Origin of the sequence: Sulfitobacter donghicola DSW-25 = KCTC 12864 = JCM 14565, from assembly GCF_000622405.1 — a bacterium.
Lineage (GTDB): Bacteria > Pseudomonadota > Alphaproteobacteria > Rhodobacterales > Rhodobacteraceae > Sulfitobacter > Sulfitobacter donghicola.
On sequence record NZ_JASF01000005.1, the window covers coordinates 1,941,756 to 1,966,580 of the forward strand.

The 24,825-nt window shown below is 52.1% G+C and carries 23 protein-coding genes and 1 tRNA gene; 5 read left to right on the top strand and 19 right to left on the bottom strand.

The window, feature by feature from the left end; translation table 11 throughout:
- Positions 1–2: 2 nt before the first annotated feature.
- The 6 genes from Z948_RS0110560 to rpmH all read right to left on the bottom strand — a co-directional run bounded on the left by Z948_RS0110560 (position 3) and on the right by rpmH (position 4,079).
- Positions 3–1,559 (bottom strand): putative bifunctional diguanylate cyclase/phosphodiesterase, encoded by a 1,557-nt coding sequence (locus Z948_RS0110560; protein WP_052033195.1) that lies wholly within the window; start codon positions 1,557–1,559, stop codon positions 3–5.
- 106 nt (positions 1,560–1,665) lie between these two features.
- Positions 1,666–2,505 carry a tRNA 2-thiocytidine(32) synthetase TtcA gene (gene ttcA, locus Z948_RS0110565; RefSeq protein WP_025059537.1) on the bottom strand — a complete coding sequence of 280 codons (840 nt, stop codon included), beginning with the start codon at positions 2,503–2,505 and terminating at the stop codon, positions 1,666–1,668.
- Between the two features lie 60 nt (positions 2,506–2,565).
- Positions 2,566–3,276, bottom strand: a complete 711-nt coding sequence (locus tag Z948_RS0110570; protein WP_025059538.1) for a hypothetical protein — start codon at positions 3,274–3,276, stop codon at positions 2,566–2,568.
- 3 nt (positions 3,277–3,279) lie between these two features.
- Positions 3,280–3,507 (bottom strand): membrane protein insertion efficiency factor YidD, encoded by a 228-nt coding sequence (gene yidD / locus Z948_RS0110575; RefSeq protein ID WP_025059539.1) that lies wholly within the window; start codon positions 3,505–3,507, stop codon positions 3,280–3,282.
- Positions 3,504–3,923 carry a ribonuclease P protein component gene (rnpA, locus tag Z948_RS0110580; protein WP_025059540.1) on the bottom strand — a complete coding sequence of 140 codons (420 nt, stop codon included), beginning with the start codon at positions 3,921–3,923 and terminating at the stop codon, positions 3,504–3,506. Before rnpA ends, yidD begins: the two co-directional genes overlap by 4 nt.
- 21 nt (positions 3,924–3,944) lie before the next feature.
- Positions 3,945–4,079 (bottom strand): 50S ribosomal protein L34, encoded by a 135-nt coding sequence (rpmH, locus tag Z948_RS0110585; protein ID WP_005849748.1) that lies wholly within the window; start codon positions 4,077–4,079, stop codon positions 3,945–3,947.
- Positions 4,080–4,391: 312 nt separating this feature from the next.
- Here rpmH and Z948_RS0110590 point away from each other — a divergent pair, with 312 nt between their 5' ends.
- The 4 genes from Z948_RS0110590 to Z948_RS0110605 all read left to right on the top strand — a co-directional run bounded on the left by Z948_RS0110590 (position 4,392) and on the right by Z948_RS0110605 (position 8,127).
- Positions 4,392–5,114, top strand: coding sequence for a TVP38/TMEM64 family protein (locus Z948_RS0110590; RefSeq protein WP_425427152.1), 723 nt, complete (start codon positions 4,392–4,394; stop codon positions 5,112–5,114).
- Entirely contained in the window at positions 5,111–6,529 is a 1,419-nt protein-coding gene (locus Z948_RS0110595; RefSeq protein ID WP_025059542.1) for a dihydrolipoyl dehydrogenase family protein, read from the top strand. The genes Z948_RS0110590 and Z948_RS0110595 overlap by 4 nt, the downstream gene beginning before the upstream one ends.
- Positions 6,530–6,586: 57 nt before the next feature.
- Positions 6,587–7,972, top strand: coding sequence for a sensor histidine kinase (locus Z948_RS0110600; protein ID WP_025059543.1), 1,386 nt, complete (start codon positions 6,587–6,589; stop codon positions 7,970–7,972).
- A 78-nt stretch (positions 7,973–8,050) separates the two neighbouring features.
- Positions 8,051–8,127 (top strand) — tRNA-Arg (locus Z948_RS0110605).
- A gap of 222 nt (positions 8,128–8,349) precedes the next feature.
- Here the strand turns inward: Z948_RS0110605 and Z948_RS18025 are convergent.
- The 6 genes from Z948_RS18025 to Z948_RS0110635 form a co-directional block, all read right to left on the bottom strand.
- On the bottom strand, positions 8,350–9,870 hold the full coding sequence (locus Z948_RS18025; RefSeq protein WP_025059544.1) for an SNIPE associated domain-containing protein: 1,521 nt from the start codon (positions 9,868–9,870) through the stop codon (positions 8,350–8,352).
- Positions 9,871–10,144: 274 nt separating this feature from the next.
- Positions 10,145–11,629, bottom strand: coding sequence for a YfjI family protein (locus Z948_RS0110615; RefSeq protein ID WP_025059545.1), 1,485 nt, complete (start codon positions 11,627–11,629; stop codon positions 10,145–10,147).
- On the bottom strand, positions 11,626–12,513 hold the full coding sequence (locus Z948_RS0110620) for a DUF7146 domain-containing protein (protein ID WP_025059546.1): 888 nt from the start codon (positions 12,511–12,513) through the stop codon (positions 11,626–11,628). Before Z948_RS0110620 ends, Z948_RS0110615 begins: the two co-directional genes overlap by 4 nt.
- Positions 12,514–12,670: 157 nt before the next feature.
- A complete protein-coding gene (locus tag Z948_RS0110625; protein WP_025059547.1) occupies positions 12,671–12,856 on the bottom strand; it encodes a helix-turn-helix transcriptional regulator in 186 nt (61 codons plus the stop codon).
- 68 nt (positions 12,857–12,924) lie between these two features.
- A complete protein-coding gene (locus Z948_RS0110630; RefSeq protein WP_025059548.1) occupies positions 12,925–13,635 on the bottom strand; it encodes a hypothetical protein in 711 nt (236 codons plus the stop codon).
- Positions 13,632–14,846 carry a tyrosine-type recombinase/integrase gene (locus Z948_RS0110635; protein ID WP_245604573.1) on the bottom strand — a complete coding sequence of 405 codons (1,215 nt, stop codon included), beginning with the start codon at positions 14,844–14,846 and terminating at the stop codon, positions 13,632–13,634. Before Z948_RS0110635 ends, Z948_RS0110630 begins: the two co-directional genes overlap by 4 nt.
- Positions 14,847–15,080: 234 nt before the next feature.
- Between Z948_RS0110635 and Z948_RS18030 the strand changes: the two genes are divergently transcribed.
- Positions 15,081–15,662, top strand: coding sequence for a DUF6538 domain-containing protein (locus Z948_RS18030; protein ID WP_025059550.1), 582 nt, complete (start codon positions 15,081–15,083; stop codon positions 15,660–15,662).
- 155 nt (positions 15,663–15,817) lie between these two features.
- On the opposite strand, the gene Z948_RS0110645 is transcribed toward Z948_RS18030, so the two are convergent.
- The 7 genes from Z948_RS0110645 to Z948_RS0110680 all read right to left on the bottom strand — a co-directional run bounded on the left by Z948_RS0110645 (position 15,818) and on the right by Z948_RS0110680 (position 24,824).
- Positions 15,818–16,894 carry a TIGR03032 family protein gene (locus Z948_RS0110645; RefSeq protein WP_025059551.1) on the bottom strand — a complete coding sequence of 359 codons (1,077 nt, stop codon included), beginning with the start codon at positions 16,892–16,894 and terminating at the stop codon, positions 15,818–15,820.
- A gap of 16 nt (positions 16,895–16,910) precedes the next feature.
- Entirely contained in the window at positions 16,911–20,147 is a 3,237-nt protein-coding gene (locus Z948_RS0110650) for an autotransporter outer membrane beta-barrel domain-containing protein (protein ID WP_025059552.1), read from the bottom strand.
- 344 nt (positions 20,148–20,491) lie between these two features.
- Positions 20,492–21,280, bottom strand: coding sequence for a creatininase family protein (locus Z948_RS0110660; protein ID WP_025059554.1), 789 nt, complete (start codon positions 21,278–21,280; stop codon positions 20,492–20,494).
- On the bottom strand, positions 21,277–22,203 hold the full coding sequence (locus Z948_RS0110665; protein ID WP_025059555.1) for an isopenicillin N synthase family dioxygenase: 927 nt from the start codon (positions 22,201–22,203) through the stop codon (positions 21,277–21,279). The genes Z948_RS0110660 and Z948_RS0110665 overlap by 4 nt, the downstream gene beginning before the upstream one ends.
- Before the next feature lie 16 nt (positions 22,204–22,219).
- Positions 22,220–22,819: an NAD(P)H-dependent oxidoreductase gene (locus Z948_RS0110670; protein WP_025059556.1), complete on the bottom strand. Its 600-nt coding sequence runs from the start codon at positions 22,817–22,819 to the stop codon at positions 22,220–22,222.
- Positions 22,820–22,821: 2 nt separating this feature from the next.
- The gene (locus tag Z948_RS0110675) at positions 22,822–23,421 is read right to left on the bottom strand and encodes an NAD(P)H-dependent oxidoreductase (RefSeq protein WP_025059557.1); all 600 of its coding nucleotides are present in this window, start codon (positions 23,419–23,421) and stop codon (positions 22,822–22,824) included.
- Positions 23,418–24,824 (bottom strand): FAD-binding oxidoreductase, encoded by a 1,407-nt coding sequence (locus tag Z948_RS0110680; RefSeq protein ID WP_025059558.1) that lies wholly within the window; start codon positions 24,822–24,824, stop codon positions 23,418–23,420. The genes Z948_RS0110675 and Z948_RS0110680 overlap by 4 nt, the downstream gene beginning before the upstream one ends.
- Position 24,825 lies beyond the last annotated feature (1 nt).

A 24,825-nucleotide genomic window follows, 5' to 3' on the forward strand; every position in this document is an offset into this window, starting at 1 on the left:
AGTTATTTCGGCCGCGTTTGCATGATTTGGGGAACCTCATCCAGTTTGGCGTTATGTGCTGCGATCCATTCCAATGTTTGATCGAACGGCATGGGGCGTGCGATACCAAAGCCCTGAACGTGACTGCAACCAAGCTGGGCCAGTAAAACGTGTTCTCCTACGGTTTCAACGCCTTCTGCTAAGGTTTCAACCTGTAGCCTTTCCGCCATGGTCAAAATGGCGCTGATCATTCTTTGCTGTTCGGGGTCGCGATCTGCTTTTGCGACAAAACTCCGGTCGATCTTTATTCGACTGACGGAGAACCGCCGAATAGATGCGATGGACGCATTTCCAGTGCCAAAGTCATCTAGATCGATCCGACACCCAAGCGCCCCAAGAGCGTTAATATTGCGAGAGATCATATCATCGGGGGAATTTGCAACGACGGTCTCAAGCACTTCAACCGCTAGACGGTCTGGCGTTAACTCAAAGCGGTCCAGATCCCATTTGACCTTTTCAACCAATTTGGGGTTGCTCAAATCGGAACCCGCAAAATTCACGCCGACCTGAGGGATTTCGACGCCTGCTGCATCCCATTTCTTAATGGCGCGAAAGCTGTGATAAATCATAATTTCTGCAAGGCGCTCAAGGGAGTTTGTAGCCTCGATCGCTGGAAGGAATTGCGCCGGAGGGATCACGCCGCGGATGGGGTGTGTCCAACGGGCCAAGGCTTCAAAGCCTGTGATCTTACCAGTATCGGTGCAAATCTGAGGCTGAAACCATGGCGTGATCTCACCTGACTCTAGCGCTGCTACAACGTCTTCGTGCAATTCGCGGCGTGCTTTTCGTTCTTGGTGCATCTCTTCTGAGTATGCACGGATGCTTGATGCGCCCCTTGATTGCGCGCTGTGTAGCGCAACGCAGGCTGCCTCTAGCCAATCTGCTGGATTACGATGGGGCGCCCGATTGTGTTGGCAAAAGCCGATGCAGACATCGGTATAAATAACGGTTCCGTCTATTGATGTGGGTTCTTCAGCGGCGGTTTGCAGGCGGCCCGCCATTTGGATGCATAGCTCTAGTGATAATTGACGGACGGGGGAAACGCAGACGGCAAAGCGTGCGTCGCCAATTTGGCCAATAAAATCATTGTCACGGATGACACCCGCAAGACGTTCACCCACACGGTGAACAACCATATCACCCGCGGCCTGACCAAAGCGAGCAACAAGGTCATTAAATCCCTCAATTTCAATCACATGGATGCAAGATTTTTGGCTGGTTTGCATTGTTTCAGCATAAACAGCTTCACAGCGTTTCGACATAGATTGACGGGTAAGGAGGCCATTTTCATGAAATGTGTCGTCGGAATCAGATCCCAAGTATCCCGTAAAACCACCGGAAAGAAGATAGGCTGCAGGAAGAACAGCAGCGAAAACCAATAATGCCCCTTCTCCGCCGAACCAGAATGCGGCAAGGGAAATTGCGGGAATAAAGGCAAGCGCAGGTGGCCCTGTAAAAAGATTATAGAATCGCTGACGAAATTGCTTTGACTGATTTCTACTAATCTTAGCGTTCTGCATCACAGGCGCCCCTCCTGATTTGGGCCGCATGTGCGACCTTACGGGGCTACCTTAGGTGGAAATAAATCAGCCTTAAGTTAACAAGGCGAAGCATTTTTTAGGTTGGTTACTTCAAATTTTCTATATTTCGACTCAATCCCGCGAAATCGAACAATCCAGAATCAAGAAGATGGGAAGGGCGCGCATTTGTAAGGGCGCGGAACATAACCTGACGTCGGCCTGGGCTGTTCTTTTCCCAGCCATCCAGAATCGCTTTGACTTGCTGGCGTTGCAGGCCATCTTGGGAGCCGCAAAGATCACATGGAATGATCGGGTAGTTCATCGCGTTAGAGAACTTTTCACAATCTTCTTCAGCGACATGGGCGAGGGGGCGATAAACAAATAGATCGCCTTCCTCATTCACCAACTTTGGCGGCATGGTCGCTAGTCGCCCGCCGTGAAAAAGATTCATGAAAAAGGTTTCAAGAATGTCGTCACGGTGATGGCCCAACACAACAGCAGAGCAACCTTCCTCGCGTGCAATGCGATAAAGATTGCCGCGCCTTAGGCGGGAACAAAGGGCGCAAAAGGTGCGACCCGCCGGCACTTTGTCCATTACGATAGAGTAGGTATCCTGATATTCGATCCGGTGCTCTACCCCCATTTTCTCTAGGAACTCAGGTAAAACTGTCGCGGGAAACCCAGGCTGGCCTTGGTCGAGGTTGCAGGCCAACAGCTCAACCGGCAATAGGCCGCGCCATTTCAATTCGTGCAATACCGCCAGCAAGGTATAGCTGTCTTTACCGCCGGAAAGGCAGACCAACCATTTGGTGCCGGGTTCGATCATGCCGTATTGATCAATCGCCTCGCGGGTCTGGCGAACGATACGCTTGCGCAGCTTTTTGAACGAAGTCGTTTGAGGCGCACCTTCAAAGAGGGCATGAATTTCTTTGGCTTGATCCAGCATGTTGCGATCCTTGGGCGGGGTTTCTTTTGGCAGCGGGTTCATCCTAGGCGCTGCACTGTGTCACTCAAAATGAGGCAGGGTTTGGCTCGAAAGAACGTTGCCGGTTTCCATATCAATGCGGGCGGCGTGGGTTTGGTTGGTTGTAGAATAGATAATGTCAAAGACGCCGTTACCTTGGGCTTGGGTCGCAAATATCATGCGGACCCCATTCAGGATCTTTTTGGGTTCGCTCCAGTCAGCTGTGGTGAGGTACAGGCTGCGCGTGTCCCGAGCGGAAAGGCGGGTGTCGTTATTGGTGTCTTCCTCGACGACTTCGATCAATTGACCGACAAATTTTGGGGTTCCCCCATTCGGTTCGGTCAGGATTTGCCGCGTTTCTAGAATGAGCCGATCCATTCCTTCAAACAGCCAGCGACTGCTTTGCGTGTTCATATTGACGATGCGATAGTTAATTCTATTGCCGGTGCTGCTTTTGCTGATCCCGCTATAGGTAGAAATGTCTTGTTCTAGGAATAGAGGAACCGCGTAGATGTTTGCATTTCCGGATCGGGATAGGGCACCAAAGAACCTCTTTTTTTCTTGAGCCTGAACGGTTTCTTCTTCCGAGTCGTCAACGGGTGCAACAAGCGTATTCGTTGTGCGGGGTGAAAACAGATTTCGCGTTAGATCACGGCTCAGCTCTGACAATATCATGATCAGAGCGAAAAGCAGGCACAGGGCAATCGCCGCAGCGTTAAAGCGCCAAAGCCATTTGAAAAATCCAGTGTCCATCACTTAGTCCTTATCCGGTACAGGGTCATAGCCATCGCCACCCAAAGGATGGCAGCGCCCAATACGCCGCGCGGCAAGCAGGCTGCCCTTGAGGGGGCCGTGCTTTTCCAATGCTTCAAGAGCATAGGCCGAGCAGGTTGGTTGGTAGCGGCAATTGAACCCGACCCAAGGGCTGAAAACCAGACGGTAGAAGCGGATCGGAAGGGCGAGCAATTTTGCAAATAGGGTCATTTGGTCGCCCCGTGCAAAATGCCCAGAGCTTTCTCCATATCCGACAATAGTTTGCTAAAGGGGAGGGCGGCAGTTGCAGTGTTGCGGCCGATCAGCACGTAATCATAACCCTGCTGTCCACCAGTAGGTAGAACAGCACGGGCGACCTCGCGCAGGCGGCGCTTTGCTCGGTTTCGGGCAACGGCATTGCCCACCTTTTTTGAGCAGGTATAGCCGATCCGAATGCCTTCGGCCTCGTTTTCCTGTCTCTTGCGCATTTGCAGAACAAATCCAGCCATTGCCACACGTTTGCCGCGCGCGGCGCGTTGAAAATCACTGCGTTGCGTCAAAACGATGGGTTTTAGGCATGACAAAACCGCCGGAGACGCTGCCCCGTTGGCATTCGTGCCAATCAGGTCGGTCTCCGGCGGTGTCATAACAATAGCCTTAAACGCGTATTACGCGCTTAGTTCTTTGCGGCCTTGTGCGCGGCGCGCATTGATGATCTTGCGACCAGCTTTCGTTGCCATGCGTGCACGGAAACCGTGGCGGCGCTTGCGGACGAGGTTCGAGGGTTGATAGGTGCGTTTCATCGCTCCGTCTCCATCTTGTGTCAGTTGCGGCCAACGGATTCGCAGGCACACGTCAATTCAGACCCGTCCTTTAAGACGCCGATGCGCCCAAGTCAAACCCTGCAGTGGGGTTATTCGGGGTGATCTGCAATAAAACTTATGTTCTGAGACATGATTTGTTTCAGTGGGTGGCGTAAACACCTTAAAACGACGCATTTTCAACACGTGCGATCAACGACACGTGAGTTGGGTGTCATTCACCTGCCTCAAAGAGCATTTTGAGGTTAGCAGATAGTGAATAGGACCACTGAAATGACGGATGCGAGCCAAGATATGAAACCGAAGTCCACAATTACCTCCTATATACCGCTCATCATAATCGGTGTCGTGGCCGTAATAGGGGCATTTGCATTGCGCGATTACCTTAGTTTCGAGGCGCTGCGAGACAACCGCGAAGCCCTCATCGGATTTCGTGACAATAATTTTGCTCTGACGGTTGCCGTGTTTATTCTGGTCTACGTGTTGATCGTGACCTTCTCCTTGCCGGGGGCGTTGATCGCAACATTGACGGGGGGGTTCTTGTTCGGGACGCTCTTTGGTTCGGCTGTGAATGTTGTGGGCGCAACTTTGGGGGCGATCCTGATCTTTTTGGCGGCGCGGTTCGGGCTTGGGGACAAGCTTAAGACGCGGATGGAGGCCTCGGAGGGGATGGTTTCGAAAATCAAGAAAGGTCTGGATGAGAACCAATGGTCGATGTTGTTCTTTATCCGTCTGGTGCCAGCAGTTCCGTTTTTTGTGGCTAATTTGATCCCTGCCTTTTTGGGGGTTCCGTTGAATCGGTTTGTGATTTCAACTTTCATCGGGATCATTCCGGGATCATTGGTATATACGTCGGTGGGCGCTGGGCTGGGCGAAGTATTTGCGCGGGGCGAGACGCCGAATTTGGGGTTGATCTTTGAGCTTCACATTTTGTTGCCGATTTTGGGGCTATGTGCACTTTCTCTTATGCCCGTTGTTATTAAAGCCTTTGCAGGCAAGAAGGACCTTCTAAAATGAAACGTATCAAGACGGATGTATTGGTTATCGGTGCTGGATCGGGCGGGTTGTCCGTTGCTGCGGGTGCTTCCCAGATGGGCGCGGATGTTGTTCTGCTAGAGGGCCATGAAATGGGGGGCGATTGCCTGAACTTTGGCTGTGTCCCCTCCAAGGCGCTGATCGCCACGGGCAAAGCGGCTTATGGCCAGAAAAACAGTGAGCAATTTGGCGTTAGCAATGCGGCTGGTGTCACTGATTATGCAGCGGCCAAGGATCATGTGGCTGATGTGGTTGCAACCATTGCGCCGATGGATAGTCAGGAGCGGTTTGAGGGATTTGGGATCACCGTTATTCGCGAATACGGCTCGTTTATCTCGGCGACCGAAGTGCAAGCGGGGGATACAATTATTCAGGCGCGTCGGATTGTGATTTCGACGGGGTCTTCCCCGTTGGTGCCGCCGATCCCGGGGCTTGAGAATGTTCCTTATGAAACGAATGAGACCCTGTTTGAGCTGCGCGAGGCGCCAGAGCATTTGTTGGTGATTGGTGGCGGGCCGATTGGCATGGAGATGGCGCAGGCCCATATTCGGATGGGGTGCAAAGTGACCGTGATTGAAGGGGCCAAGGCGCTGGGCAAAGATGACCCTGAATTGGCCGAGGTTGTTCTGACTTCGTTGAAGGATGAAGGCGTTGAGATCGCTGAAGACGCTTTGGCCGCTGAAATCCGCGGGCAGGCTGGCGCGATTGAGGTCGAGACCAAGGATGGCCGCATCTTTAAGGGATCACATTTGCTGATGGCTGTTGGACGCCGCGCCAACGTTGACAAGCTGAACCTAGAGGCCGCGGGTATTGAGCCCACACGAACGGGTATCAAGGTAGATGACGGGCTGCGCACCACGAACAAGCGGGTTTATGCGATTGGCGATGTGGCAGGTGGCCTGCAATTTACCCATGTCGCGGGGTATCATGCAGGGGTTATCATTCGTTCGATGTTGTTTGGTCTGCCTTCCAAGGCAAAAACGGCGCATATCCCTTGGGCGACATATACAGACCCCGAGCTGTCTCAGGTTGGGTTGACCGAGGCGCAGGCCAAAGAGGAACATGGGGACGCTGTTGAGGTGGTTCGTTTCCACTTTAATCACAACGACCGCGCAATTGCCGAACGAAAGACAAAAGGGTTTATCAAAGTGATGGTCGTTAAAGGCCGCCCTGTTGGGGTTTCGATTGTCGGATATCAAGCAGGTGAGCTTATCAATCTGTGGGCGCTGGCCTTGGCAAATAAAATGAAGATGAGCCAAATCGCAGCCATGGTCGCACCTTACCCCACAATTGGAGAGATTAATAAGCGTGCGGCCGGCGCGTATTTTAGCCCTCGTTTGTTTGAAAGTGACATGGTGAAACGTGTAGTCGGATTTGTTCAGCGGTTTATCCCGTGAGCTGGTTGGCGCGCGTCTTTGACGACGCCCCACCCACCATCCCAAGGGGACGCGTACATGATTAACTCTCTTTCGGGGCGCTTGTTGGTTCTGACCACAATATTTGTGATGATTGCGGAAATTATGATTTTCGTTCCCTCCATCGCGCGGTTTCGTGAAGACTATATGTTGAACCGGCTGGAACGGGCGCAGATCGCGTCATTGACCCTGTTGGCCGATGACATGATCGATGCAGAGTTGGAAGCGGAGCTGTTGCTAAACGCCGAAGTTTTCAACGTTGTGTTACGGCGCGATGAAGTCCGACAGCTGGCTCTAACCTCTCCAATGCCACAGCTGATATCAGAAACTGTCGATCTGCGGGATAATTCAGCGTTCATGCTGATCCGCGATGCTGGTCGGCGGCTTTTGACGCAAGAGAACGAAGTCATCCGCGTGATCGGAGCGCCAGTGCGTGACGCAGGCCTTTTGATTGAGGTCACGATGGAAACCGCCCCAATGCGTGCGGCGATGATCGACTATGGCTTGCGCATTCTACTGCTGTCGGCCGTGATTTCCGTTATCACGGCATTTTTGTTGTTTGTCGCCATGCGGTTTCTTTTGGTGAAACCCATTAAAGGGGTCGTGAGCCACATGCAGCACTATGCTGCTGCCCCTGAAGATGCCCGTCGGGTTATCTCGCCCTCTGCAAGGGTTACTGAGGTGAGAGAAGCGGAAGAGGCGTTGAAATCCCTGCAGACCGAGCTGACAGGCGCGCTAAAGCAAAAAGAGCGCTTGGCGCAACTTGGCTCAGCGGTAAGTAAAATTAGCCATGATTTGAGAAATATCCTCACCTCGGCGCAATTGTTCACCGATCGGATCGAGATGTCGAAAGACCCCGTTGTGTCGCGTATGGCGCCAAAACTGGTCGGGTCGATTACGCGTGCGGTTCACCTGTGCGAATCAACGCTAGCGTTTGGGCGCGCAGAAGAGCCGGGGCCCACATTGACAATGGTTGCGCTGGAAGAGGTGCTGAATGACGTTCTGGATAGTGAACAGCTCGCGATTGGAGAGTTTGACCTCGCCTTGAAAGCGGATGTTCCTGAGGGCTTTGAGGTGCGCGCAGATCCAGAGCAGTTGTACCGCGTTATCAGTAACTTAATTCGTAATGCACGTCAGGCCATAATGGTTTCAGGCGCTTCCGGAGAGATTTGCGTCTCGGCTGCGGAGACAGCTGATAGATGGAACATCTCGCTGCGCGATACTGGACCGGGATTGCCACCCAAAGCGCAAGAACACTTGTTCTCACCTTTTCAGGGTTCCGTTCGGAAGGGAGGGACAGGCTTAGGCTTGGCTATCTCGGCTGAACTAATGCGTGGCCATGGCGGTGATATCCAATTGGTTCAAACCAGTGCGGAGGGCACGGAATTCCTGATCACTTTGCCAAAAGGGGAAAGCGCAATTTAAAGAATTTTGCGTTCTTTCGATTTTTGAGGAAGAAGAGGCTTGCATTGCCTGAGCGCTACTACTAAACCGCCTCTCAGTGGACCGATAGCTCAGCTGGATAGAGTACCTGACTACGAATCAGGGGGTCGGGGGTTCGAATCCTCCTCGGTCCGCCACTGCCCTAATTCAAGTATATGATTTCAAACAGGAACGTTTGAAGTGTCGATATCTGATCCCCCACGTGATCCCCCTTGTTTCTTCGGAACTGGTCCGAACGCTTCGGGGGTTAGTGGTCTTTTCTTTAATGTTTTTGACGTCGAGGACGGAGAAGCAGACTTTTGCTGCGTCTGGTTCGAATTGCAGCAATAGACTGATAGCACTTTGATTGAAGCGGCGAGCTAAATCTCTACAGGCAATTCTCTTGCATCATTTTCAGCAAGACGTTCGGCAAGTTCCTTTCTCCTCGCCAGCGTCTCGTGAAACTCTTGCGCTTCAATGTCCGTGTGAAAATCCGCGTCAGGGGCCAAACGTTGCACAGCATCTTTGACCTCTGATAGCGTCACTCGAAAAAACTCTTTGCGCATATTTGCTGCGTTGATCCGTTGTTCGGAAAATTCAGCATGTAATGCCGCTTCAAGTGCTGGGGCCTCTTCTGAGTAAATCATCGCATGGGTATCGAACAAAAACGGTACTGAGGCATCACCTAGCTCACGAACACGATCAGATGGGTCAAGTCTTCTTGTTAAGCCGATCTTCACAACATCGTCGCCAAACGAGCCGATGTTCGAAATGACGTAAACGAAACCGCTCTTGGTCTTTTCAGCCATCGCTCGCGCGCGTTCGGTTTTTGCGTGTGCCTCGGCCAAAAGTTGTTCCAGCTCTTCGACTTTGGCGCGATGGGTGTCTGAGGTAACAACCCCAATTTCAGAACGTGCTTTTTCCAAAAGTTGTTGGTAACGTTCTTCTTCTTTTTGTGCAGCTTTGGCTTCTTGAAGAAGACGCTTTTCTTCACGCTCTAGCCGAGAAGCCTCTGCGCGTTCATCGCGTTCGATCTTCAATTGTTCTCGATATTCATGCGTAAGGCGAAGTTCCCGTAACTTCACCCTCAAGTAGTTTTCAGAGATTATGACGTTGTTAGAAGTATTCAGTTTGTCGATAGCGTCACGCGCACGAACAATCCGCTTTTCCATCGCTTGTACGTTGTTCCAGCGCGTGTTTGCTATGGCTGCCTCACACTCATTGTTGAAAGCTCGTAAGGTTATGCGCACGGCGCGATTAATCATTGTCTCGCCCTTCTTCACGCTACCATCAACGGTCCATTCCTTAGTGCCAAAGACAGCCGTTTTGCGTTTAACCATGTCTTTTTGATCATCGCGGGTATCTTTGATCTCCGCTTTGAAAGTTTCGCTGTCACCAAAATCGAAATGGGGTTCGTAAACGCCAAGTTCTGCTAGGGCTAGCCTATCGTCGAATATCGCAAGTTCACCTCGAAGTCTGTCGTAAATGACTCGCTTTTCCTTATAGCTTTGTTGCAGTTGATGGATTTTGTCTTGTGCTGCACGTACCTCACCGTTCAGCTTGGAGACCTTTGACTGGGATTCATCAACTTGAGTTTGACCAAGAACAGTTAGCCTTTCTACTTCAGCTTCCGTATCAATAATTGCTGTATAGCGTTCTAATGCTTTAATATGCTCGGCCTGTGTCGTCTCAGTCTCTCTTTCGGCCTTAGCCCGTGCCTCGCGCAACCGCGAGGCGCAGTCCTCTTGAAGCTGGGCAATGTCCTGCTCTGCCTTTTGGGCAACCGCTAGTTCTTTCTTCTCGGCGCGGCGCAAACGAAAGAAGAAGAACGACGACAACAGCGCTAAGGCCAAAATGAGTATGGCAAATGCTACGGAGGTAAAATTCTGTGCTTGTTCCATGGCATGAGGAAAGCACTCTGGCTTTCATCATGCAACTACGGATAGTTGTTGTGGGGGGTGTTTAATTATTTTTTCACCATTGCTCTCTTGCCGTTGATGTCTATTCGGGGCTGCACCGCAGCATCTATGAGGTGTGCGCAAGATCTGCTACGGGCCGAAAACTGGTAATTTCCCTTCATTCAGGGATTTCTATCCTACGTTGAGGAAAGGGCGGCGGGTGCAAAACTGCAATCCCGCCGCCCCATGCTGCTAATCCCGCTAATCTGCTAATCCGTTAGACTGTTGGCCTAACGATCCGGTAAGCCTTCTTTCTGGCTTTCCCTCGCACCATTGTGTCCGGTTCTAGTGGTGCAAGCCAGCCTGCTTCGACAAGCGTGCCGATTGTTTTGTTCGCCGTTGGCCTTTCACGCAAGCTGTTAGGGCCAAGCTGCACCACTTCGCTAGGCAGGATCTCAGAGTGCTGCCACTTATCCAGCAACCAAACCCGCAAGAGTTCTGCTTTGGCTGTTTCTGCGGATATGATCGCCGCATCTTTCAGCCGCAAAGCTTCATTCAAGTGGAACTCTGCTAGATCCACGGCGTGTGCCATTGTCTGGGCTTCTATCTGCTTTGCTTCGAGATCAGGCCAAAGCGTTAGAACTGCCGCGATCCTAGCCGCTTGTTCGGCTGTTTTTGAGGCATAGCCCGTTACACTAGAATATTTGCCGCCATCACCCATAGCGGTTTCAACTTGATCAGAGAATTGAATCAACACTTCACGGGCTTGTTCCGACAATGGCAGAACACGGGGTGTGAGTGCGCGGGTGTGTTCATCCATAGGCAAAGGTGTTTTCAGGATGGATGTTAGACGGCTTGAGAAAGCGCCCAGCGCGGCTGGGTTCGAGCGAGTATTTGCATGTATCCTTGTTCCAATGGTGCTTGGGGGTTCGGTTATCAAGAAACGCGGTAAAAACCCTGTTTCCGCTGTCATAGGGTCGGCCATGAAGTCTCGCAACACAACTGGCTGCGCCATTAGGTGAATGGCAAGCCTGCGCCCATAAAGCACGCTAGACCCTTCGCCAGCGCGTGTGCGCTGAATGGGGTTGCCTTGCCATAGGTCATTAAGAGCCGCCAAGGTTTTCAGCCTTTGATCTTTAGACATAGCAAAGCCGCCAAGGAATTGCCCTCCTTCGTCCGAGAACAAGCCTAGGCTTGGTTGTCCCTCTGCAAGCTTGCGCACTAGCCCTTCATAGGTGGGTTCTGACACTGTGCGGTCTGTAGACGGTGGGGGCGTGGGTTCTGGTCCAAGTGCTTCTAGATCCGCTTGTGCCGCCGCCGCTTTGTCCTTCCCTTTGCCAGCTTCTTGAATACACTTTTTGTGCTGAGCTTCCCAAATGGCTTTTGCGTTTTTGTATTGATCCACTTCAAGGCGCTGAGTGTCTGCTTGTTCTTGCTCAAAGATCCGCACAGCTTCCATCAAGGGCGCGTCACAACTTGATTTACGTTCACCTGAAAGTGCTATTGTGAGGCAGTAGAGTGATATTGCTCTGGGGCCGCCCAAGGTTTCGACATTGGCAAACCCCTGCACGCCTAGAGAGGCAATGGATATAGCGGATTGAGCGGCAATAGCGATAGGTGCTTGGCTTTGACCTTGCACCGCTTCTACCGCGTCTCTGAGCGGTCCCAATGCGTGAATAGGATACGGTTCACCTTCGGGGATTTTTCGCAAAAGCGGTTGTGGCCCTTCGGCCTTGAATGGTGTTGGGGTGATTGCGTTCATGCTGCACCGCCTTTCATGTTCAAATAATCATTCCAATCTTGTCCTCGTGGGGCGGGAAGTAGAGACACGTCCCAGCCCAGTGCGCTTGCCCTGTGTGCAAGTGCCTGTGCCGCCTTTAACCCTGCGCCGTTGTCGTCACTGTCAGAGGCTATGATCATCTTGTGGGGCAAGGCAGGAAGGGAGAGTGATTGCATCCCAGATGTGGAAAGCGCCGCCCAGATCATTGCTGGGCCATCCAGTAAGCCACTGGCAAGCGATAAGGCCGTTTCACTGCCTTCAGTGATAACCAATGGCCCAGCACCATCCGTTAGCCTCACAGCGCCCCCTTTGCAGGTGCCTAGCATTGCCTTGTTCGGTGCAAGATCTGCCTTTGTGCCGCTCGCATCCAGATAGGTGCGATGCACGGCAAACGCTTCGGCCCCTTCGATCTTTGCCACCATTGCAGGAAGGCGCTGGGCGCTGTGGTGCCAGCACGCAGGATTGAACCGCAAAGTTGAGGGTAGGGCGCAAGTAATGCCCCGCCGCCGCAAGTACGTTTCCGCCAAAGTGCCAGCAATCGGCTGTGCGCTGTCCCAGATCCCCCGCGCTTGGTTGGCGCGTTGGACCAGCTTGGCTTTTTCCTGCCTGCGCCTTGTTGCCAGCTCAGCTGGATCAGGCGGGGTGTAGGTGCTGTGCCCTTCAATTAGCCCCATGCCTTTGAGTGCATCCACAATGTCCGAGAACTCACAGCCAGCGTGGCAATATGCCAAAAGGTGCCCCTGTGAGCCGTCAGAGATGCTTAGAGCGGGGGTATTAGTGTTGTGGTGCGCTGGACAATAGGCGAGGCCGTAGCCCCCATGCCAGCGCCCCTTGAGGGCGGTTGTGATCTGCTTTGCATCGCTCATTGTGCCGCCCCCATGATCGAGGGAGGAACAAGCATCGTTTGACGCTTGGTTTTGCTTTGTGCTAAGTAATTCTTGTTCGCCTGACACCATTGGCAAGAATTATGAGCTGGGAACTGTTGGCGCAGTTTCTGGCTCTTTTCTGTTTTATGCCCCATGATCAAACCTCATTGCGAAGTTTGAGGCCATCAAGCCAAGCGGTGATATCAGCTTCACGCCATCCAACTGCACGCGGTCCCAGCTTCACAGCTTGGGGGAACGTGCCTTTAGACATAGCGGCATAGATTGTAGATCGGGAAAGCCCCGTTAGTGCCTCAACGGCTGGGCGTTTCAAGATTTTCGTCATGTTCAACTCCTTTTGCTTAGAACATGAACGAAAATTAGGGGGTCACAGCACTTGACGCATAAGGTGAGTTAGCCTTTTCCTAACTTTCCCCACTCAGAGGCATAGTAGATCTTTTTAACTGCATCGCCTTTGATTTTCCTGCGCCCCAAAGCAGTGTCAGATATTTCTGCAACTGCGTCACAGGCATTGATTGAGTATTCTGTTGCATCATTCTTATAAATTGGAATGCCAGCATTATGTAAAAACTGAACAGTGTTGGCGATGGCCTTATGCATAATATCGGATTTTAAAACTTGGCGTTTTCTGGTTTTGGGCTTTTTGATCCCGCCGTTAGAAACTTGTCCAATCCAGCGTGATAAGAGCGGATGAAGGGTGAATGTCGTTTCATCACTATATGGCATAGGCTCGCCGCCCAGCGCATGGCTGCAAAACAGTTTGACTTGATCAAAATAGTCGGGATCTTCAAAGGCTCGAAATATCATTTCCTGTGCCGCTGCCTCCGTGATCTTGGTCGTGCCACCTGTAGGCTCATTTCCCTTCGCTAGCGTGATCAAGTTGGTCATGGCAACGGGCTTCTCCCAAACATCAGGAATTGCCGCGCGTGCTTTTGCGTCATAAAGAAAATGTGACGCTGCGGCGGTCGCTACCACTTTTTCCCAATCGGCGCTTTCTGGGCTTTCACGTAAATCTTCGAGCATCTTGTGAAAAATCTTGGCACGCCTTGTTAATTCAAAATCTTGAGGGTGCGTCTGCTCTGTATATTGATCATTGTTGGTCACAGCTTATTCCCCGCTAGGTAGCTGCCCCAATCATCCATCAACGCACGCCGCTTTTCAAACAGATCCGAGCGTGCATAAGCTGCCTCAGAGGCGTCTTTGATACCATGCGCAAGTGCAGCTTCGGCCACTTCGCGGGACGTGTCTGTCTTTTCCTGCACCCACGTTCGGAATGATGTTCTAAAGCCGTGAATATCAACGTCAAAGCCAAGTTCTTTCACAAGCTTCGAAAGCGTCATGTCAGACAACGGCTTGCTTTGCTTCGTCCCTGCAAACACAAGATCCCCGCCATCGCTCAGGTCTTTAGCTTCCCGCAAGATTTCCACGGCACGGGCACAAAGGGGAACGCGGTGTTCGCGCTTCATTTTCATGCGCTGGGCAGGAATGACCCATTCGGCCTGATTAGCAGGATTAGCGGAATTAGCAGGGGAGGGGTCGCCAAAACTGATTTCATCCCATACCGCTTCCCGCGCTTCGCCAGACCGGGCCGCTGTCAGGATCAAGAACTCAAGAGCCAGCTTTGTGGTTCGCCCAGCGCCAGAAGCTTTCACTACCTCAATGCAGGTGGCAACATCGCTATAGGGCAGTGCCTTGCGGTGCTTCACGGCTTTGGTTTGTTTGGGGAGGGCTTGGTCGATATTCTGCGCTGGATTGTCTTGCCGCCACCCTTGCGCAATTCCCCATTTCATAACCACGCCGATCCGTTGCCGCACCCGCCGTGCCGTTTCCTGCTTGGTTAGCCAGATCGGTGTGAGTGCTGCCAGCACGTCCGCTGTGGTGATCTCACTCATTTTGTAATTCCCTAATGCGGGAAATGCGTAGGTTTCCAGAGTGCTGATAAACTGCGCCGCGTGCTTGGGGTTGGACCAGCTGGGCTTTTGCAGTTCATGCACCTTGTGAGCCGCCTCTTTGAAGGTCAGCACAGCTTGGCTCTCACGCTTTGCCCTAAGCGGGTCGCCCCCTGCGCGTGCCAGCTTGAGGTTTTGCAGCGCAGCTTCCCGCGCTTCGCTCAGGCTAACCAGATCGGCACTGCCTAGGCCCATTTCTGTGCGCTTGCTTCGAATTGTGATCCGCTGCACCCATTGCTTCGCGCCATTGGCCTTCACCTTGAGGAAAAGGCCGTTGCCATCAAAGTGCTTGCCAGCTTCGGTGACTGTGCGGACAAATGCGGCTGTCAGCGCCTTCTTAGGGGTTCGAATTCCTGTTGTAGTCACGTATTGATCCCCCAAATGATCCCCCACTATTGGCATGAATACATCGGATTTGATAGGAAGTCACGGGAATTAAACGCCTATTGTTTCCATATTTTCAAGTACTTTAGCGGCGTTCGGTGGAGCAGGTGGGAATTTGAAATGGCGGATCCTCGGTCCGCCACGACAAATATCAAGAAAACTTGAAACTCCATATTTACGCGTAATTACCCCTCTAAAGGGTGCTTTTCTTACGGTATGGGCCAATCTAACACCCAGAAATTGCTGCACAATCTGCGACACGGCAGGAGCAAAGCAGGGTGCGTTATATCTGTGATCAAAAGAGGAAATCAGTGGTGCCTGCGCCGCCGTGTGGCTGTGGAATTTCAACAGGTCGAATCCCGCTCCGAGGTCTGGATTAGTCTCAAAACGGATTCTCGGCGGCTTGCGTGTGAGAAAGCGCTAGCGGTTTGGAACGAACAGGTTGCTGCGTGGAAAGCCTGCCTGTCCGGTCATGATGACGATGCAGTGAAGCACTTTGAGGTCGTTCAGGATTTAGCGTCGGCCAAGGGCGTGCGGTACATGTCCTTGGATCAGGTGGTGCAACTGGCGATCGACACCTTGCTGGACCGGATTGAGACAGGCGGGTTGACCGCCAATAGCGCGAACAAAGATCTCATCCATCTGGGTGAGGTTCTGAAAACCGTCAACAAAATGAAACGACTGGGACTGGACCTGCCGCATGATGGGCTAGCGTTCAAAGAAGGCGAGAAGTCCGCGCCTCCGCTATTCAGCACTGGGCTGAAAAGCCCCGTCGCTTTCGAAAGGAAAGTGGCCTAAACGAGCGCTTGGGGCGGCACGAAAACGGCACAGGTCCATTCGTTGAGTTTGAGGGTCATTGATTGCACTAGAAAACATCGCAAAGTTCATACTCTTTTGCGGTCAGCTATCATCAACTACGTCATGGTGACGCGGCATCGCTGTCCAAGAAATTCTTAATCCGCGTCGAGGTGGGCGGGCCAAGTGACCAGATTTTGCATCTGCGGAGCACTGTGGTTCAGAGACATCGCACATTCAACACCAGGCATCACCGCGACATCGTACATTTCTTGAACATTGCCGTCGATGCGAAGCCAAGCGACTACTTCGCGCTTTTCCAAGTCAACAATTTGAACCCCACACCAAGGTTCGCTGTCGGCCTCTTTCAACATCCCGTCAAGTGCCAGACCCTCAAAACGTTTATACCTAGGTCGAGATAGGCCAATAAAAGCAAACCTATTGTGAAACGCCAAGCCTCTGACAAAGCCGGGGCAAAATATCTGAGGGGTGAAAGCATCTTCTGGTGACTTAGACAGGTCAATTATTCCGAGCTGTCCTGTGCCCGAATTTAATACCCATAGTTCACCTTGATGTACACGGGGTGAATGGGGCATCGAGAGCCCCTCGCAAATGACTTGATCGGTTTGTGTATTCAGGACGATGCCGCCATTGCGACGGCGATCCCTCCAGCCATCAATTGTGTCGGATTTACTGATTGCTGTCACATACTTCAGCGCGCCATCAACCATGGCCATGCCGTTCAGATGGCAGCGATCTTCGCTCACGATACGCGAAATGAATGGAGGCTTCCAAACAGTTTCAAAACTGTGCTTTGTTGAAGTTCGCGCAATGCAATTGAACCGCGTATTGACGAACACGATGTTGCCGTCGCGATCAACGGCTACGTCATGTGCATCAAGAGGTCCCGTGGTGTGTGTCGTACGCGGCACGAAGCAATGATCAAACAGTTCCTCAGCGCGCTCATTCGCGTTCAGACAGTTTTCCAGCCGGTGGATTTGCGTTCCAGTCGCCAGATGCATGACCTTATCATCGACAAATAGGCCCATAGCTTTGCCAAATGGCTGGGTATTGATCATGATGCCACCACGAGGGTTTCGCCCAATCAAATATAGCTGTCCAGTCTCGTATGAAGTTAGACAAATGGTGAGGTTTTGCGCTTCGAGGAACGTAAATAAATTGGGTGATATTGAATATTCAGCTTCGACAGTTTTCTCGAATGGTTCATTTAGCAACGGTTTCGACCCACATTTAGAATTTAAACGAAACACCTAGGCTCGCGCTTGTGGATTCGTCGTCTCCACCGTGAATGGTTCTTTGATGAGACACGCCACCCCATAGTTTAACGTTTTGTTTGGTTTCATATTCGAAACCTAAAGAGAGGGTCGCAAAATTATCGCCGAGAGCTGTATTGGCGATGCCTACACCCGACAAAGTGGTCGTTTCATCGCCGCCAAAAACATGTGAAAGCTGAGTGCCCGCCGTGAGGGTCATGACGCCCTTTCTGGTTTCTATCGTTCTGTTCAAATCAACACCCGCCGATACCGTGTGGCGATCAAAATCCAGATCAGAATATTGCTCTCCGTTAGAATCTACAAAACTTTTCAATGACGTCTGATCATAGCTGTAATGGATATTGGGGCGGATCATAAGGCCATTGGCGAGACGGAACTCCTTGCCAACTCCGATCGCCAAAAGTTGGGCATTGCCGTCAGTGGACCCCGTCGCGCCATTGACGTTTTCAGTATCCGTGTCCAGTTGGCTCCAAGATAGCTGCCCATCAACAAACAAGCCATTGTCGTAACTGACAGTTGCGCCAATCGAAAAACCGTAGCTGGTGACATCTATGCTCCCAAGTGAAGCGTTCGAACTGGATGATAGGGCATGGTGTTCATCCGTATAATGGGCAGCAAAGGTGAATGTCGTTCGATCCCCTGCCGCCATATCCACACCCGCCTGCAAACCACTCAGCCGCCCGTCATCGATAAGCGTACTCTCCATAGCTCTAACCTGAGCTGTGCTTTCGCGTTCGCTCCATGTCCCCAAGGTACGCACCCAAGCTTGGGGGGGGGCGACAGTGGACAGGAACGACATACGGTTTGCATCTTGGCTGATGGGGTAAGCACCCGTCCGCAAGCGCGGCAAAGTGCTCAGAAGCGCCCGCTGGCTTAGGACGTTGCTGTTCCCCAAACTAGCCGCAACGCCTGTTGCGACACTTAGACCTGAGGACTGAAGGAAGAAATCGTATCCATCGGATTGGTTTAGCGAATAGGTGAACGCCCCTGCCTCAATAGGTCCTGAGGATAAAGAAAAAGCGTCATTCATTGCCTGCCCGTGCACATCTACCAACAAAATTCCGTCATCGTTGCCTATGCTACGCGGCGCTCCGGTCAGAACCGTTGGCGCAATATCTAAAACTGTGGTTCCAGTTACATCACCTGACACAACCACCAGATCGGTGGCTTCGGTTTCATCCAGCGCAACATCCAACGCAATGGTCCCGCCGCCGTTCAAATCGCCATCAATGGTAAGCTGGTCATCCGTTGAGCCGTTTTGCAACGAAACGAGCCCCGCGTTGGAAACGGTCCCCTCGATGAGGTTTGTGCCAGAAAAGCTAACCTTGCTGACAGCATCGATCAGCATTTGAGGAAAGCCTAGCGTTGCATCCGTCAAGGACAGTTCAGAGCCCTTCAGGACGGATAGCTTTTCAAAGTTGGTCGCGGTTGTCAGTTGTTGGTTAAAGTCACCAGAGTTGTTGCTGATTGAAACTGAATCGACGCCATCGCCACCATCAATCTGTGTAGCTGTAGCAATTTCTGCGAATGATCCGATGATGTTGAACACATCGTCACCAGCACCCAGATTGATATCACCTGCCGATACAACGCCTTCAAGGTTGAAAATGGTACCTGTGGAGCCGTCCTCCAGCGCCATACCCTCACTTTGTAGCGCGCCTGTTTGTGCCACATTAATCGTTGCTTCACTTGCAGTGATGAGGTGATCAATGCCGCCTCGGACGGCGCCAGTGACGTTGATTACGGAACGTCCCGTTGTCTCTCCCGTGACGACAATCCCGCGAGAGGCGGTGACATCGACAACCGATATAGTCAGGTCTTCATCTCCGGTATGTGTCGCGTCAATGCCATTCCCAGTCGCCGCCGTTACCGAGCCGGTTGTGGTAATTTCCAGCGGTCCATAACCGCCATGATCCGCAGTAACACCGGCCGTTGCACCAATGACGTCCACGGCTTGGATATTCAAAGGTCCGCCAAAGGAAAAATCATAAAGGTATGGTTTTGTTACTCTGTCAGAATATTTGCTATAATAGCCGGATAACGTATCGCTATGAATTTCCGTTTTGACTGCTATTCCGGCATTGGCCTGACCTTGCACAACTCCGGACGACGTGACGGTTATCGAACCACCTGTGCTTTGGGCCTCTATTCCGTTTGTTGCCCCTTCTACATCCGCCGCCGAAATGACTAGGTCACCTGCGCCCGCAAAAGGTATGCCGAATAAGTCATTTTGGGATTGCCCTTCGGCCGTCGCAGTTATTCCTGCACCTGTTGAGCCAATAACACGACCTGTTGCAGAAATGGTGTGTTCCTCGTCACCTCTTGAGAAAGATGAAATGCCATTTAGTCCTCCAGAAACATCAACCACATCGATTGCTAAACTACTATGAACGCCTGAGGTTGCCGAAATCCCGTCATTTTGATCGCTGTGAACCGCGCCTGTGGTGGTGATGCTAAGGCCTCCTACTCCATCGTGATCTGCCAAAATTCCGTTTGATCCACCACTAACGTCTGTGGCTTGGATGGTCAGGCTTTTAGCGGCAAAGGTTCCCCCCCCGTAACTTAACGTCGTCTCGGTTCTTGTCCGAGCCTCAATACCATTGCCCACTATACCTTGCGTAGCACCAGAAGCCGTAATTGCGACGTGATCAGCTAACCCGTAAACAGCCAGATCAATTCCATTGTCGCCACCTGTTACGGTTTGAACGTCAAGAGTGACTGAACCAACGTTAGTCGAGTTCCCCGAGGAAATACCTGATGCCGCTAAAACAGATACGCCGTTACCTTCGGTTGCGGAGATGTTTCCTGTCGATGTAATGCTAAGCTGGGCTGTGCTTTCGGGGTATCTATTAACGATTTGAACGGAAGATACGCCTGCATTTGTCCCAGATACGTCACCCGTTAACGTGATCGATTGACCACCATATCCAGTGTTGTTTGCATTTAATCCAACGTCAGCACCCGTGATGGAGCCGCTCCCAGTTTGCGTAAACGCAATACCTTCACCCCCCGTTAACGCGAGTGCATCGCCAATTTGGGTTGCGATCTCAAAGTCCGGGGTTGTCGTGACGTTCAGTGGCGCACCGCTAAGAGCTTGGGTCGCGTCACTGGTATCGCTTGCACCTGCACAGACAAAATCACCCGAAGCAGTTATTGTGCAAGAGCCTGCATACACCGACCTGATATATCCCATGCAAGAGGTTGCCAAAACCGTAGTCGCAAGGAAATGTCGGGATATTTTCATTCAGCCAACACCTAAGTTCAACCTCATGCTACTCTTTGTAAGCCCATTTCTATTCGGCTACAATACATTATCCCTTGTGATCAGCGGCTCGGAATTCTGTTCGCACGACTATCAAAAGATCCTGCGTCAGCATGGGTTCGAAGTCTCGAAGATTGGTGAGGATCTAATAGCTCTGCCTTTGCGACAGGTTCAGGCTTTCGCTAGGATGTAGCGAAGGCATGATTTAGCTGAGTAGCCTGTCGGGTTATGGTGGGAAAACAACACCTTCACGCTGTTTGGGCGACAGGTTTACATTAGTCTGGTATGGTGGGCGCGTAGCCATCGGTCGGTAGATCGCGTAGTTTCGCGAGCATGTCGATAAAACCTGCAACCTGAAGTTGGCAGGTAACCTCGCCTTTCTGTGCTGTAGCTAGATGGGCCTCACCGACGGTGCCAGATTCGTTCAAGTCTTTGGAAACCCAAGCAAGGTTAACGGGCCCAATCGGAGATATGGGCGCGGTTTCTGCTGTTGAGCGGAAATCTTTGGCCTGCTTCATGTCCACTAGATGCGGTTTGAAATGCAACATCAATGAGGTTTCATAGTCGCCGCCATGTATGCCGAATTTGTTTTCCTGCTCGGAAAACATGTCTTTTGGTTTGCCAAAATTCCCCCATTGGCATTTCACGACCATCATGCCTGCTTGGACGCGCAGCTCACGGCCCAGAATGGAAATAAGATCCAGATTGCCGCCGTGGGAATTGACGATCACCATCTTTTTGAGGCCCGCGCGTGCCACGGATAGCCCGATTTCGGTCCATGCATCCAGCGCGGTTTTTGCTGTATAGGTTAACGTTCCCTTAGCGTGGATGTGTTCGTTGGATTTACCCACAGCCTGAACCGGTAGGATCAAAACCATGATGTCATCAGGAAGAGTTGCGCGCAGTTGGGCGAGCATTCCCTCGTTAATGTAGGTATCCACGCCGACTGGCAAATGGGGCCCGTGTTGTTCAATTGCGGCGGTGGGCAGAATGGCGATGGTTTTTTCGGGATCGAAGTTTGAAAATTCTGTTGTCCGAAATTCTGACCAGTCTAGGCGTCTCATGATGTGGGCTCCGGTGTGTAGGTCGCATCAAGCCGAGATCGTAGGTATTCGGCTGCAGTGACAGGGGCGTATTTAGCAACCCCTGTGTCGGGGAGAGCTGCGATAACGCTATTCGGATTGGGATCGAGGAAAAAAGCGATTGAGCGGCGCGCCATTTTGGGCGGCAATACGCGGTGCGGCGTGGATACATAAAGGTCATTAGACCACCGCATCAGGCTATCCCCGATATTGACGATATAAGCATCCTCAATGTGGGGCACGTCCGTCCAGTTGCCACCGCGTGGCTTGACTTGTAGCCCCGCAACGCCATCTGTCATCAGCAGGGTGATAGAACCGTAATCGGTATGCGCTCCTGCACCGATCCCTTCGCCATCAGGCGCAGCGGGGTAGGAAAGCACACGCAGCGTCGCCATCGGTTCGGTGAAATGAGAGTCGAAATAGCGCTCTGGCAGGCCAAGGTCGAGTGCAATCGCGCTGTGCAATGCGCGTCCGAGATCAAGGGCATGCCTATAATAATCAAGCATCACATCCTTAAAACCTTCAAGGTCTGGCCAGACATTTACACCGCGAAACGGCGCGCCGGCGATTACGGTTGGGTCATCAGCGGGCAAATCGAAACCAACATTGAAGGCCTCTTTGCGATCTTTTAGGCCCGAAGTCTCGTCGAGAGCTTCGCTGCCTTGTTGCGCCCATCCTCGATTGTGCGGGTTCTTGGATATCGCGACCTCGGCTTTCTTTGAGGTGGGCAGAGCAAAGAACTGGTCTGCCCTCTTATAGACATCCTCGATCAGAGCTTTCGGAATTCCATGGCCAGTGATCACGAAAAAACCAGTTTCTCTGCATGCTTTGCCTAGATCAGCAACAAAACCCTTCGGGTCATTGCCGCTTGTAAAGCGGCTCCAGTCTAAAACGGGAATATCCATGTTAAGCCCTTTGAGATTAGGAAGCGATGAGGTGATCAATACGGGCTTTGACCCGTTCAAGGTGCGCTGCTCGGCTTTTGGGGGTCGAGCTATCCATTAAAAAATGGGCTGCGAAAGTTGTCTTGCATCGTTTGGCCAGCAACAGGCGCACACCTCGCATAAGGGTTCGTTTGCCGGGGGCGCCGACAAAGAACGTGAGCCATCGTGAAGCACCGCAGGTGGTGAAAACGCCCAGTTTTGTGATATGTGTCAGCCCGGGTTTGATGGTCCCGCCAAAGGTTTCAGGCATGATGAATGACACACCCGGCACCATGACGCGATCCAACCATCCCTTCAGCATCGCAGGCAGGCCGTACCACCATGTCGGATAGATGAATATCAACGTATCGCACCATTCAAGATCGCAGCAGTCGCGATCCACAAGGGAGCGGTTTTCCGGAACGCTCTCGTATATCTCGTGATCGTGGGCTGACAGCCTTGGATCAAAGTCTTCAGCATATAAGTCGCGAAGCCGATATTCGATGCCTTCAGTGGTGAGGCGATCAACGATTAAATCACGGATCGATGCATTGAACGAACTTTCGCGCGGGTGACTATAAACGACCAGAACTTTCATCGTTAAAAGGCCTGCATTTCACGGCGCACCCGTTCAAGATGAGCTGTGAGTTTGGCGTCGTTATTGCGGTTCATATCATAGAGCCCAATGTATTTTTTCTGCGGCATGCCACAGGCGTACCAAACGGCACGGGTGACGGTTTTACGGGGTGGATCAGCATTCATGATCGCACGCCAACGGGTTCCTCCGTAGGTCGTGCAGGCACAAAGTTTTTTGATATTCGTCAATCCCGGACGGACCTTTCCATCCTCCAGTAGGAACGAAATACCAGGTAGGAAAACGCGATCAAGAAAGCCCTTGAGGATGGCGGGGTATCCGAAATTCCAGACGGGAAAGACCATGACAAGTGCATCGGCGGCCTTTATGCGATCAACGTAATCTTTGACCGGCGCGATGTTGTCTGGCTCCTCGTGATACCCGCGGCGCTCGCTTTCGGTTAGAACGGGTTGGAAGCCTTCCTTGTTGAGGTCGCAATCATCGACCTGCCATCCTGATTTGGTGAGAGTCTCTACCACGACGTCATGCACGGCGGCGTTAAAACTTTCGGGGCAAGGATGGGCAAACAAAACCATCACGCGCCCCTTTGATGCCGTGGCGGTCATTCTGCGGCCTCTGGTTTGGGGCGGGTGTTCTTGTAAGAATACATATCTGCGTAGTCAAAATCGGGCTCATCCCACGCAATCATTTTGCCGGGGTTCAAAAGCCCCTTGGGGTCGGATTCACGTTTAAACGCGAGTTGGCGTTCATCGGCAGACTGCCTGCCGCCCTCTTCGAGAGTATAACGATGCGGGTTGAAGATCATGCAATCCATTGCCTCATGATCTGCAACCAGCTGATCCAGTTCGTCCTTATTCATAGGTTGCACGATGGGAAGCCCTGCAAAAGCAATCCCATCACCCTCGCGCATAAGTTCGAGGTGCATATGTAATTTTCCTTCGAAGGCTTCATAGGCCTCCATGACCTTTTCAAGGCCACCGACATAGCGAACCTGCAAGTATGTCAGACCTTTGTTGAATTTCATGGCGCGCAAGGTCGTATGGTTCCAGCCAAATTCATAGATTGGGCCGGGGTGGCGATCCCATGTAACGGCGTCTGATCGATAGATGACATCGCCGTCTTTGAACCGCTCCAGCAATGTCAGGAACCCATCGATATTATGCGGCGCAACAATAAGCCCTACGAGATGGTCGCTTTCGGTGACATGGGGTTTGACGCGTTGGAAATAGGAATGGGCGATAGGTGCGGCGTAGACGGATGCCAATTTGATCAACACGCCCGGTTCGGCAGTGATTGCACCCGCAAATTCGGTTGCGGTGCGGAAGGTGTCAAACCGCACAAAAACTTCGATCCATTCATAGGCGGGCGCAAGCGGCAATTCCAATTCGGTGATGATGCCATTCGTGCCATAGGCATGGGACACGCGGTGCAATTCTTCGCCCGTGAATTCCAGAACGCGCGGCTCCGCTTCCATGGTGACAACGCGCAGGCGTTTGATGTTGCCCAGATCGCGCAATGCGCCCCAATTGGCGGATCCGACGCCACCAGACCCACCAGCAATAAACCCACCGATCGTAGCTTGGGAGTAGGTGGAGGGGAACATGCGCAACTCTTGGCCGCTTTTTTCCTTTAACTCATCATCGAGTTCTTTGATGACGGCACCTGGTTCGACGACAACGAAACCAGCGCCGATTTCTTTGATTTTGTTCATTTTGGCAACGTGGATCACACAGCCACCAGCCAGCGGCATGGCTTGCCCGTAGTTGCCCGTTCCTCCGCCCCGCATGGTGACGGGAACATCATGGGCGTAGCAGACTTTGAGGATTTCGATGATTTCGTCTTCGGATTTGGCGTTGATGACGAAATCCGCTTCAAGGTGGTCCATCGCGTCCTTTAGAACAGGAGAGTACCAGAAAAAGTCCCGCGATTTGTTGCGGATGGTGGCTGGGTTTTCCTCCATGTCTAGGTGGGAAAGTTTTGCTTTTGCTTCAGCGAAATTGGGGGGCATG